This window comes from Xenorhabdus mauleonii, assembly GCF_900113945.1.
Lineage (GTDB): Bacteria > Pseudomonadota > Gammaproteobacteria > Enterobacterales > Enterobacteriaceae > Xenorhabdus > Xenorhabdus mauleonii.
The window spans coordinates 29843-43238 of record NZ_FORG01000002.1; the positions used below are offsets into that span (position 1 = coordinate 29843).

Here is a 13396-nt window from a genome sequence, read left to right on the forward strand (position 1 = left end):
AATGCTGATGCCACTACTTAAGATATTTTACTAAAATACGGGGGATGCCATAGCCACCAAAGGAAATGAAACATTTATATTTATCAAGATGTGTAAACACGACAGCGATTGTTTATTTTATATCTGTTTTTTCCACAGCTCTTTCCAAAACCCATTGTTTAATTTGCTGGCGTGAAATCTTTATTCCACCATTTTTCAATTGAACGGGTAATAAATAGCAATCCACAGGGCGCTGGAAAACAGCAAGTTTATCCGAGAGCCAGTCAATAAGCGTTACCACCAGCTCAGGATATTGGGTGTCAATCACCGCGACCGGGCGATGACCAAATTCCATATCAGGAATGGGAACAACAATACTTTGTTCGATCTGAGGATGCTGGTTGATGATTTTCTCGATATCTTCTGGCTGGATCCCCTCTCCGCCACTAAAAAATTGATTATCGAGACGCCCTAAAATACACAACTCCCCAAGATTGAACATACCCCGATCACGGGTTGGAAACCAACCATCGCTACCTGTCAGGGGTTTCAATTCACCATCAAACCAATAACCCAAGGCGATGCTATCCGCGTGAATTTGAATTTCTTCATCCACCACGCGAATGGATTTGCCCGGAAGCGGATTTCCGACTCCCGGCAACTCATCTGCCCTTTTCGCACAAACAGTCGATGCCATTTCTGTCAGGCCATAACCACACCAGCAATGAATTCCCAACTGTTCCGCCTGTTGAGTCAATGCCGTTGGTATCGTTGCCCCTCCCAACAGGACTTCTTTCAAGGTCAATTTATGTTCATTGGATTGATTCAGCAGACGCCAGAGCTGGGTAGGAACGAGCGATGCATGAGTGCAACCGGATAGTGCGCGGCTCAGTGGATGTAAACGCCTCAATAATGCCAATTCTGCCCCGGTTTGCAGCCAGCGCCACAAGATCCCTTGACCTGAAACATGATAGAGCGGCAATGAAAGCAACCAACGATCATGTGGTTGAAAATCCATGCAAGACAGAATGCCCTGTGCGCTGGCAAAGTGGGCATTAATGGAATGCACTGCGGCTTTCGGCAATCCCGATGAACCCGAAGTCAGGATCATGCTGGCAGGGCGATGGCTTTGCCACAATATTTTAGGCTGTTCAGGAATAACCAGTGGTATCTGGCACCAGTCAAGTTTTCTGATCTCAAGGCTTGGTGAAGATGAATCGGTGAAATCCACGCCATAATCGATATTGAGGTGAGGCAGCAGCTCCACCAATAATTTTTCTGGTAGTTGAGGGTTTAAAGGCAAGGCCCTTGCACCACATTGCAGTGCGGCAAGATAACATAACAGGAGCTCCACACTGTTTTTGCCCCTGAGGAGTATACCATTGCCTTCAGAAAGCCCCTGTTGTTGGAAACTGGCAGCAGTTACATCAATTTTTCGCGCTAATTGCTGCCAAGTTAATGACTCATCATCTAACTGAACAGCCAGTTTATTTGGATGGATTGCAGCCCAATGCCGCCACGGCCATTCCATGAATTCTATTGCTGGCATTCATGGCTCCAAACGCATGCCAGTTTATCCAATGCCGTACATGAAATATCACTTTCCGGCCAGCATCGAATAAGCTGTGACTGAATAAGATCCAGTGTATCCAGGCCAGGAACTGTATCTGGCGTCAGCCAATAAGCAAGACGGGCCAATTGAGTCAAACCAAAGCTCGTTTCAATGCTGGAACTGATCACTGCTTCCAACCCTGCTTGATGTGCCTCCGCGACCAACCGACGACAACGGGCAATACTGCCTACCAGCATTGGTTTAATGACAATGGCAGAAACCCCTTCTTGTGCTTCTACTGTAAAATCTGCTTCACGCACACTCTCATCCCATGCGATTGCGATCCCAGTCTTGCGGGCAAATTCCAGCGATTCTTCCCGAGTTTTACAAGGTTCTTCAAGGAAAGCTATTCTTCGCCGATATTCAGGATTGACATATTTCGCAAAACCATCCGCTTTTGCAAGTGTCCAACTGCGGTTGGCATCCAGTCGCAGTTTAAGGTCCGGTACAGCTTCCAGCATGACATTCACGACCATGCCATCCCGCACGGCTTCATATAATCCGACTTTTATTTTGGCAATCTTCTGGCCCGGTATCTTGCCCAACCGCAGGATTACATCATCAGGATCTCCCGTGCATAGTAGAGCCTTGTGATAATTGGCTTCTTCCGGCAGTTCCCCCTGTAATTCAGCCAAAGCACAACTAATGCCAAACGCAACAGATGGAAGAGCGCTTTCTTCCTGCTGAGTTTTTTCTGCGCATGAAGAATTCAGGCACCATTGTTGTAACCATTCCATTGCAGCGGATTTCGCCTGTTCGAGTGTTTCGTGGCTGAATTCAGGTAACGGGGAGATTTCTCCCCAACCCTCACGCCCGTTATCCTGCAAATGAACCAAAAAGCCATCACGACTTTTCAGGCGCTGGTAGCGCAGAATGACACCAGCCTCCATTGGCAGGCTGAATTGATATAAAGTCGCTTTACGCATTATGGATTTCGCTTGAATTTGCTGAAATCAGGGTGACGTTTTTCATTGAATGCATTACGCCCTTCCTGCCCTTCTTCCGTCATATAAAACAGCATCGTGGCATTCCCCGCCAGCTCTTGCAAACCTGCCTGACCATCGCAATCTGCATTTAATGCAGCTTTCAGACAACGCAGCGCCATTGGGCTATTTTCCAGCATTTCCCGGCACCAGCGCACAGTTTCTTTTTCCAGATCAGCATAAGGCACGACCGTATTGACCAGCCCCATATCCAGTGCTTCTTTTGCATTATACTGACGGCACAGGAACCATATTTCACGGGCTTTCTTCTGCCCCACGATCCGGGCCATATAAGATGCCCCCCAACCGCCATCAAAAGAACCAACTTTGGGGCCGGTTTGACCGAAAATGGCGTTATCAGCAGCAATGGTCAAATCACACATCAAATGCAATACATGACCACCGCCAATGGCATACCCTGCAACCATAGCAACGACAGGCTTTGGACAAGTGCGGATCTGGCGCTGGAAATCCAATACATTCAGGTGATGTACTCCACTGTCATCTTTGTAACCACCGTAATCGCCACGGATTTTTTGATCCCCGCCCGCACAGAAGGCTTTTTCTCCCATCCCCGTCAGAATAATCGTACCAATCGCATCGTCATATCGGGCATCGGCCAGCGCTTGCATCATCTCTTTGACGGTCTGGGGGCGAAATGCATTGCGTACCTGTGGGCGATTAATCGTAATCTTGGCGATTCCGTCAGTGGATTTATGATAAAGAACGTCTTCAAATTCATGGGAACAATCTTGCCATTCAACAGGGGCATACAATTCTTTTTCGTTTGGGTAGAGCATTACTGAATTTCCTTAACCAAAAAGTGATAAAAAGTGATTCACTGCAGCCGAAAAAGCCACAGAATTACCATAATGAGCATTATGCCCAACTTGAGGGATCGTTTTTAATGGCAGAGAATAGCGCGCCGCTATTTCCTGAAACTTACAATCATTTTCGCCACATAGATAGGAAAAAGGCATATTTAGTTGCTGTAAATCAGGAACTAACCAAGATTGATGTGCCAAAGAGGTGTTTTCCAGCATATCAGCGATACAACTACCGCTATTTTGGCTGCGGATATGGAGCAATTGCTCACGCGGTTCCGAAGTAAGATCGGCAAATACCGGCTGCTGATACCAATCAATCAGAACAGATTCGATTGGCTCTTGTCGAAAGCGTTGTGCCCAATGTTTATCATGCTGCAATCGCACGGTGCGATCCTGCTGAGTAGGCAACCCCGGATTTCCCCCTTCTACCAATAAACCCCGCAAGCCATCATGTTTGCCGTGAGTTGCATGATACATGGCAATCCGGCCACCCAATGAATAACCAATCAACCAATAATCATCAATCTGCTGCTCAGACAACGTTGCATCCAACAACTCGCTCATCTCAGCAAAGCCGCCTTTTAATGTAATATCGGCGGAACTGCCATGACCGGGAAGATCAATAACCAATGACGCATACTGATCACAGGCATTCACCACAGGAAGCCAATCATCGCCCCTTCCCAGCAAGCCATGCAGCCAAACTAACCATGCGCCTTGATTATGCGGATAAAACTTCTGGCAACCCAATGTCACAGCATTTCCACCTGTTTCAGCAATTCTTGCAGGCATTTAGCCCCGTCACTGCCTGCAACTTTTAATTCAATCAATGTGGTTTCGTTGTTTTCCCACACTTGTTCAGAGAGCCTTTCCAATTCCGCCCAACTTTCCGGTGCGGCATACTTCAGGCCAAACATCGCCGCAGCGTGGTCAAAATGGACATTTTGCGGCATGCAGTAAAAATGTTGGCGCTCTGTCTCCGGTGTCGGTAACAATGAGAAAATCTGGCCGCCATTATTGTTGACAATGATCAGCAGTAACGGCGTTGAGAGATCACGCAGCAAAGCCAAGCTATTTAAATCATAGAGTGCGGAGATATCACCAATAATCGCCAGTGTCGGCTTATTGGTTGCCCGTTGAACACCGGCAGTGGTTGCAATGAGACCATCGATGCCACTGGCACCCCGGTTACTGTAAACCGGATATCCCGCCGGCAACTGCCCTAAGGCATCGACCAAACGCACGATCAAACTATTGCCGATAAATAATTGCCCATGCTCCGGCAGCAATTGATGCAATTGGTGGGCAACTGACGCTTCACTGAATTTTCCCGCCAGTTTCGTTTCAACACACTCATGCGTTTTTTTTGCCCAGATGCCCAATTCATCTGCCCAAGGTAATTGTCGGGGATGCGCAGGGTTTTCCTTCAGCCAATCAATTACACGGCAAGTAAATTTTCGTCCTCGATGGTGGGCAGGGTCAAGCCTGCCGGCAATAGGGTCTATAATCCAATATTCTTCCGGCTGGCATTTGGCCTGCCATTGCAACAAGCGTTTTCCTGTCAGGCTGGTGCCAAATTGAATGACTAAATTGCCCTGCGCCAAAATACGTTGAGCTTGGGGATGATTCAGCCACAAATCCGCATTCGGTAAAGGCTGCCCTGTTTGGGACAATACATCACTAATCAGCGGCCAGCCCATTTTTTCCGCCCACAGGGCAACAAGCTGCCCTTCTTCAGCACTCATTCTGCCAGCCAGCACGATGCCCTGCTTTTCCTGCCAATATTGCCAATCATCTACCTTGGCAATAAAGTGAGCTTCAGGCTGTTTCAACCAGGGCTGATCTCCTTGCCACCAATCTCCCAATGTTTGCAGCCATTCTTGCTGCTCGCTGGCATCAGCGCCATATAACGGTTCAGCAAAAGGGCAATTAATATGCAATGTTCCTTGCCTTAGGTTTGACATTCCATTATCGATAGAAGAAACCAGCCAACTGGCAGGAATATCGGCGGTAGGGCGTGGCAACGCAAGGGCTTGAGTGGGATGGGAAGCAAAAATACCGGTTTGGCGGATAGCTTGATTTGCACCACAATCGATTAATTCTGGCGGTCTGTCCGCGGTAAGAAAAACCAAGCGTTCACCCGTCAACCCGGCTTCAATCAATGCAGGATACAAATTAGCGACCGCTGTTCCTGATGTCACAATCACAGCAACGGGTTCTTTTCCTGCTTTCGCGAGCCCCAAAGCCAAATGGCCCAAGCCCCGCTCATCAAAATGAGTATGGCAGACAAGTTTGTGATTTTCTGCGGCTGCCAACGTTAATGGCGTTGAGCGGGAACCTGGCGCAATACAAACATGACGCAATCCATGGCGGGTTAATGCTTCCAATAAAAGTGTCGCCCAATGGCGGTTCAGTGCGCTGTTTGACATACGATGCCCAAAAATTTCTTTTCAAAAACGACGATAAAAAATAAAAGGTATTATATAAGGCATTCATCCAGTTAATCCTTGTAAAAGCCATTTCTTTATCTTAGTTCAAAGAATTGTTATTTAATTGGCAGTATTTCATCCATTAAGTTTCGTGTAACACGCTGATACCGGAGACGGTTATTCAGAATATTGAGCGCCTAAGACATAGGCAGGTAAGAAGTAAGAAGTAAGAAGTAAGAAGTAAGAAGTAAGAAGTAAGAGGCTAATGTATGAAATTGCTTGGAGATGGGTTTATTTAATTATAAAAGAGAAGGCCAGCCAAAAATAACTTATGGCTGACCTTACAAGTTAGGGTAACTTAAGGATAATTGATATCCAATGTTGCCGTTGCTTTGACTTTACCTGCGGTGATATGGTCAGCTGTTTGGATATAGCGAGCCTTGAAAGGAATCGAATAAGTGCCATGCTCACTGTTACCCAGTTTAACCAAAGAATTAAATATCACAGGTTGCTCTTGATATAAAACCTGAATACCAACACCTTCCGCTGAACCATTGTCTTGCTCAACGCCCAATACATCATTAGTACTGCCGGAACTCGTTGCTCCGAATACAAGCCCAATCGGTGTATTGGAATTACACTCTAAATTAATATCAAATGGACGCTCTCCCGCCGTACTATTGATACCAGAGAAATCTCTAGTTCCTATCTTGCCCATCGGGACAAGAATATTACCGTTCTCCAGATTACAACTAGACATTGAGAACTTTATTCCTATGATTTTTATAGAATATATTCTAAGATCTGATACGCGGGCTGTAATTGTAATCGGTTTCATAGTACCGAAGCCGATTTCATGTTTTGTTTTAACAAAATCAATCTCTGCTTGCTCGCCTTGATTCCGGATCTGCATACCGATACCCGGTATATCTGTATCATAAATCGGCCCGTTGTTTGTTATAACATGGGAATGCCCGTTTACTTCCCAGACGATTTTTTCCTGAGAACTGCAAGAGTAGCTTTGTGTTCCCATTATATTCATATTTATGGGATAGGCACCAATCGATTTCCACACTCTTATGTCTCTGCCCACAATATATTCTGAATTTCCACTAATATTGAATTCTTTTTCTGTCAAACCGGGTTTGAAACGGCAAGAGCCTGCATAACTATCATTGATAAATAATCCAGTTAACACACCGATGGCAGCCAATAATAATGGGTATTTCTTATAAAAAATAAACATATAAAGCAGGATCCTATTCACAATTCATATCCAAGGTATATACGCCAGATGATGGTCTTTTTTCCGGCAGGATATAATTGACCATGCAGGTTTTGGAGTTTATTCCCCCCCATTGAACCCGTAACTTGCCACTATCCGGCATGGCCGTGAGGTAGACTTGCCCTTCGCTGCTGACAATTGCATGCGGGGCTTCATCAAGCTCGTTTGATTTCTCCAGCATGACTGTGGCGCCAAAAGGAACTGGTTTGCCACGATAAAACAGATACATCAAAACCCTGTTTCCCACGCGGGCTTGAAAATCAGCCAGAACGAGTGCGCCTTTTGTCGGTACAACAGATTGTGTATTCACCTCAATATCAACATCGTCAGCAAAGGAGTGCGGTTCCAAAGCCACCCTGTTTTTACGGTAGCTGCTGGCATAAGGTACAACGGCATAACCATTCCAATCCGTAGTCACGGCTGCATGATTGGCAATTTTGATGTCTTTCACATCTTTTGCCCGCACTAATACTGCGGTTTCACCAATCTCCTGAGAGAGCGTTAGCCCATAGGGATGAATGACAATTCCACCATTAATACCGTAATTTAATTGCTGGCTATGACGCTTCTCATTTCCGTATTGATAGTTATACCCGGCACTGACTTGGCCATAATTTCCTTTATAATTCGCATGGATACCGCCATTAGTTTCCTTGTCTTTATTGGCATAACTTTGTTGCAAACTATAGGACAGATTATTATCCGCCAACATGGTTCCATTCAGATTGATTTGCTGTGACAGGTGGCCGTGTCCATTGAAATTAGCACCATAGCTCGCCCAACTATTTTTCAACCAACGCTCGAGGGGAATACTGACACTCAGTGAAAATAGTTGATCATGCTCGCTGGCATTCGGCTGCATGCTATAGGAATAAGACAGACTATAGTTGATTCCTTCGTAACTAACGTTATAACTCGCATTAACTGAGCGCTCATGTCCCTTTTTTTTCCAATAATCTTGCTGCGATGCCGAGATATATAATCCGCCAAGATCCCCCAATGATTGGTTAATTTGTAACTGCAATTTATTTTTTTTATTCAGGCTTCCAGAATAATAAGGCGATGTGTCAATACGATTGGCCTCAGCAAAATCATAAAAACCTTTCGTCGCATATCGGTAATCCGCTACCGTAAAATACGTGCCTGTCTGAGAAAAACTTTTCGTATATTCCACCCCATAGGCTAGACCTGTTGTTCTTTTATTTGAGGGCAATTCAGCCCATGCGTGGGTAATATGGGTCGAAAGTGCGCCAAAGTTGCCTAAATCGATACTCGTTCCAAGCAAAGCTGATTGATAATTATGGGATAAAATCGTTCCGCCATAAGCAGTCAGTTTTTTGTGCAAACCGTAGTTCAATTCTCCCTGGAAAAAATACGGTTTACGTTTGTAGTTACTCATTGTGCGATAACGCCCCATTGCCAATGAATACCTGATATTGCCTTCCCTTAGCATAATAGGGGCTGTTGTGAATGCCTGAGTAAACACTCGCTCTCGGCCATCGGCCTCTTTGACGATAATTTCTAAATCACCGCTGGTTGTTGTTGGATACAGATCGTTAATTTCAAATGCCCCCGGAGGAACATAAGTCTGATAAATCACATAACCATTTTGCTTAATTGTTACCTGAGCATTGCTCTGGGCAATACCACGCACAACAGGGGCGAAGCCCTTTTGGCTATCCGGTAACATATTTTCATCAGATGCAAGCTTAACGCCACGGAATTGCAACCCACTGAATAAACGGCTGGATGTAAAACTATCACCAATCGTCAACTGCCCTTTGAGGGGATGAATATCACGCTGTAAATACGTATTGGTACTTTGCCAATGCTTATTCTGATCGGAGTAAATAGCTTCATTACGAAAACGCCAAGATTGCCAATTCGCTCTTGATGCCAAATTCAGGAAATTACTCCGCGTTGAATCATGCTGATTTTGCCAATTTGTGGATCCAGTATAATGATAATTAATCATCAAGGCGGTTAACCCCTGATCCCACAACTTAGGGGAAATATCATTTTTAGCGATATAATTCAACGCTATTTGCGGAATACTAATAATGAGCTGTTGCCGATTAAAATCTAAATCAACACTTGAGTCAGGGATATATTTACCGATATCTGTCACAACTGTTTCGGGAGGTAAATCAGCCAATGCAGGAAACATATCCAGTTTAACGCCCATTTCCTGCCATTGCTTCACGGTTAGTTTTGGCTTTAGTTTTTTATCCTCCACAATAAATTCAAGACGTTCTTTGCCTATTTCTTTGGTATTTAAATAAACATCCACCAAGTAATTTCCCGGTGGCTGCAAATCGTTTTTGAAAATAGACAAATCTATATCTTCAGGCAATAACCCATCAATTTTTAGTGCTTGGATATTGAATTTATCTTCCGCATGTCCTGTTATGTGATAAGAAAAATCTCCTATCACAATCAATGCGGGAAGTAAAAATCTATAATTCTTGCCATGATAAAATCGATTGGCAAGATTATGTTTGATATGTTTTGGCATATAAATATTCTAAAATGTGATGAAGTCGTTTTGTTGGCTATGATTTAAAATTCACTGGATATAAAAATTAAATATCCATAGATTCAGCCTGAGTTTCACCGCCATAATCATTAATAGCCTTCCAATTTACTTTTTGAGCGTTTTGAAGCGGCAAAGGCCAACTTAATTGACCAAAAGGCTTAATCATACCGGCATGGTTAATTTTGTGATTATCAACATAAAGAGATGAAAATGAGATAAAATAAGGCGTAGGGTTTTCAGCTATCAGTTTCCCATTTTCTTTTTTAAATTTAATTTTTTTATAAGCAACCACCGCCTTATCTTTCAACTGTGCAGGGCGATGGAATAATTTTAATCGCGAATTCACGATGATTTGCAACTGGTTTATATTTGAGTCTGAATTTAATATCTTGGGAATAGATTTAATATTAACCCAAAATACTGATTCCCGATCCATTGGGAATTCATTGCCAACCTTAACAATTCGCACAACATTTTCGTTGTTGGCCGGTAGCTTAAATAATGGTGGCGTTACGATAAAAGGGGTCTTTGTTTTATCGTTTTCATCTTGGATCCATGTCTGAATCAGATAAACAGAATCCTGTTCAGGATTAGTCACAGAAATAGAAACTTCTTTCTTATCACTTAAATAAACAACTCGGGTTCCACCAATAACAACACCTGCAACAGCGATACTACCACTTAAAAAATAGAATAAAATAACAAAGAACAGACGATAACAGGACACGGTTATTTCTCCACCCAATTATGGTTGGTTATATTTAATAAGGAAAACCCAGCATCCTTGTCAGGTTTACACACATATACCCACAGTCTTTCAAGTTATATTTTTGTTGGCCACACTCACTCCTCCCGCAAACATAATTGAATATGCTCCCGGAATAGTCTCCCTTTTACCAACGCATTGAAACTCGAAATCTATAAGGTATAAATTCTCGAACTACAGTTTTTTGAATTTAACTGTAACTAGAAAGTTATCAAGGATAATATATGAATTTGAAACTATTAATTATATGCTACAGTAAAGTTAGTTACCGCATTAGCAGCGCCTGGACCTACCTGTTTTTGAGTGGCAACATATTTAGCAACGAATTTTAACGATTGCTCTCCACCTTTAACAAGTGAATTATTATTAGAAGGTGAAGCTAAAGAAATATTAGCTTGAGTGTCTGCTTCATAAATGCCGATAGCAACACCAGTTGCAGCATTATTCTCTTTGGTCAACGCTAAAAGATCTCTATTTTGGTTATCACTAGGACCATCAAATTTAATAGTCACATGGTTTTCTTTCATCTCGCTTGGACAATCCAGTAATTTGATTTCAAATTTTGTTGGTGCAGCGGTGTCACCTACATTTTTGAATGAGCTAGAACTAACAACTCCCATTTTAACGGTTTGATCCGCAGAGTCGCTATGAACCTTACAAGCATTCTGTATTACTTCTCCTTCAAACCGAACTATGCCATTTGCTGCATTTGCAGTTGTAGCAAATAAAGAAGAAACGAAAAGAGAAGAAATAAGCAGCTTAGATTTCATTAAATTAAACCCCATTAGTCAATATAAATAATCCTCTCAACTGATTAAAAATTACAGAAGATAAGGAAATATGATCATGTACTTGATAGACACTTCCGACACACTTCGTTAGCGCATCTACAACGATTGCCTTTCATCCAAATAACGCAGCTCTCCCGTCCCCTATGTGGCCTATAAGAGATTAGGTTGAGCATTTTGGTTAAGACAGGATCATAATAGCGTTAATTTAACATAGATCAACATAATTCCCCGAATAGCATATATATTCAGAACTTTATGCTACATTTTTACTAAATGTTTACTATAGCGCATTATGTATAAGCGAAATCAATAAATTTAATGCTGAAAAATCACTAATTATAAAATTATATATAATTAGCACTCTAATGATAACAGTTGTTTTATAAAAATAATCTATGTTTTGCTTTACCAATTAAATGATTTATAAAGTTATATTAACTAATGGAATCATCTGTTTTTATATTGATTAATTGTGTAAATTCAAAATGATAGAAATAAAAAACGATGATTTTGAGCAAGGAAAAATCAGATTAGATATCAGCAGAGAATTAACAGAATTCTTAAGGTCAATAAATGATCAGATCGCCATTTGGAAAATTAATCAAATTAATGATGATAATAAATAACGAAATTAATATTCCCACAGAAATGATATTGAATAGCGACCTGAGAGATATAGAAAAATAATTTACTCATCAATCAAATTGATCAGCAATGTACGCAAACCGGCGGCTTTATTCTCTATTTCAATCCATTCCTGTTCAGGATCTGAATCAGCAACAATACCTGCCCCCGCATACAATGACAGTTTATTGTCATGGATCTGCGCACAACGCAGTGAAACAGCAAATTCACTCTGTTCCAGACATAAATACCCCGCTGAGCCAGCATACCACTCACGGTTAAATGGCTCATTTTCCGTCAAAAATTGCCGTGCTGCCTCACGGGGTAAACCTGCAACAGCCGCCGTTGGCTGCAAACGACGCAAACAATCACTGTCGCTTACCTGCTTCAAGACGCCACGAATATGTCTACGCAGGTGCTGAACTTTTCTCAAACGGATCACATCAGGCAAACCAACATCAATCGATGTGACACCACCTTGCAAACGCTGGCAAATATCATCGACAACAATCAGGTTTTCATGCTGATTTTTTTTATCTCCCAGCAACCATTGGGCCAATTCAGCAGCTTCCTGAGCATCTTCAGCATTGGCCACCGTCCCAGCCAATGCTTCAGTATAGAGCTGTAACTGATTTCGGTAATACAGCCGTTCAGGTGTCGAAGCCATAAAAGCGCGTTCAGCATCAAATGCCAGCATAAAATGATAACAGTGGTGATTTACCTGACGGCTGGCTGCCATAAATTGGGCTGGCGGCAAAGAGGAATTGAGGATCAGCTCAGTTTTTCGTGCCATGACAACTTTTTCCATTTTATTCTGGGTAATGGCATCCAGTGCCTGACCAAGCAGAATATTCCACCGTCCATGCTCAGGTGTGTGCCTTGCCTGCAAAATGGCTGTCTGTAACGGGTAAAGTGTTTCATGGGGAAGAAACTGACTAAGGAACTGGCAGGCATTTTCTATATCAGTTTTTCCATCAATATTGATGTATAAACGATTTTCATCATGATAACGGCGTAATTCAAACCGGGGGAGAAACAGAAAGCTCTCTCCACACATGGCATCTTCGAGTTTGCCCTGCCCTGCATTTTCATCATAAGGATGATAAAAATTCACTTTATTCCAAGCATTTAAACCCCAAAGCCGCATTTGGGAGAATTGGTGATGCCGCTGGAGAAATTCCTCAGCCTCACGAATGTTGCTGAATAGACGAATTTTCCCGCAAGCAATAACTTCTTCATGACCTTCTCTATGTTGCCAGTAAAACTGAGGGTAATGAGGCTGGGCGGCTAACCATGCCAGCCACTGGTCACTTTTGCCAGCCGGCAATGCGAAAGAAAACGATTGGATGCCAATTTCGCTAACATTTTCAGCATTAAGAGACTCGCATACATTAGCGATAATATTGGCAATTTGGTTCACAGCTTTCCCCGTTAACAACATGATAAAAAAAGAATTATACGAGCCACCAAAAATTATGAAAGCACTATCGTTTATATGGTTATCGTTTGGGAGTTTTTTTACCTACGGTACCTTAGTTTCTTAGATGTCCTGCTACCTTTTGGG

General features: G+C 42.8%; 10 protein-coding genes. All 10 read right to left on the reverse strand.

What is annotated here, in order from left to right:
• Nucleotides 1-112: 112 nt before the first annotated feature.
• Nucleotides 113-1528 (reverse strand): o-succinylbenzoate--CoA ligase, encoded by a 1416-nt coding sequence (menE, locus tag BM100_RS01825; protein WP_092507386.1) that lies wholly within the window; start codon nt 1526-1528, stop codon nt 113-115.
• Nucleotides 1516-2517, reverse strand: coding sequence for an o-succinylbenzoate synthase (menC, locus tag BM100_RS01830; RefSeq protein ID WP_092507387.1), 1002 nt, complete (start codon nt 2515-2517; stop codon nt 1516-1518). Before menC ends, menE begins: the two co-directional genes overlap by 13 nt.
• Nucleotides 2517-3374, reverse strand: coding sequence for a 1,4-dihydroxy-2-naphthoyl-CoA synthase (gene menB, locus BM100_RS01835; RefSeq protein ID WP_092507389.1), 858 nt, complete (start codon nt 3372-3374; stop codon nt 2517-2519). The genes menC and menB overlap by 1 nt, the downstream gene beginning before the upstream one ends.
• Before the next feature lie 12 nt (nt 3375-3386).
• Nucleotides 3387-4193, reverse strand: a complete 807-nt coding sequence (gene menH / locus BM100_RS01840; RefSeq protein ID WP_092507391.1) for a 2-succinyl-6-hydroxy-2,4-cyclohexadiene-1-carboxylate synthase — start codon at nt 4191-4193, stop codon at nt 3387-3389.
• Nucleotides 4154-5830: a 2-succinyl-5-enolpyruvyl-6-hydroxy-3-cyclohexene-1-carboxylic-acid synthase gene (menD, locus tag BM100_RS01845; protein ID WP_092507393.1), complete on the reverse strand. Its 1677-nt coding sequence runs from the start codon at nt 5828-5830 to the stop codon at nt 4154-4156. The genes menH and menD overlap by 40 nt, the downstream gene beginning before the upstream one ends.
• 358 nt (nt 5831-6188) lie before the next feature.
• A complete protein-coding gene (locus BM100_RS01850; protein ID WP_092507395.1) occupies nt 6189-7076 on the reverse strand; it encodes a fimbrial protein in 888 nt (295 codons plus the stop codon).
• Nucleotides 7077-7089: 13 nt separating this feature from the next.
• Entirely contained in the window at nt 7090-9630 is a 2541-nt protein-coding gene (locus BM100_RS01855) for a fimbria/pilus outer membrane usher protein (protein ID WP_092507397.1), read from the reverse strand.
• Nucleotides 9631-9697: 67 nt separating this feature from the next.
• On the reverse strand, nt 9698-10378 hold the full coding sequence (locus BM100_RS01860) for a fimbrial biogenesis chaperone (protein ID WP_092507399.1): 681 nt from the start codon (nt 10376-10378) through the stop codon (nt 9698-9700).
• Between the two features lie 278 nt (nt 10379-10656).
• Entirely contained in the window at nt 10657-11187 is a 531-nt protein-coding gene (locus BM100_RS01865) for a fimbrial protein (protein WP_092507401.1), read from the reverse strand.
• A 709-nt stretch (nt 11188-11896) separates the two neighbouring features.
• Nucleotides 11897-13252 (reverse strand): isochorismate synthase, encoded by a 1356-nt coding sequence (locus BM100_RS01870; RefSeq protein WP_092507856.1) that lies wholly within the window; start codon nt 13250-13252, stop codon nt 11897-11899.
• Nucleotides 13253-13396 lie beyond the last annotated feature (144 nt).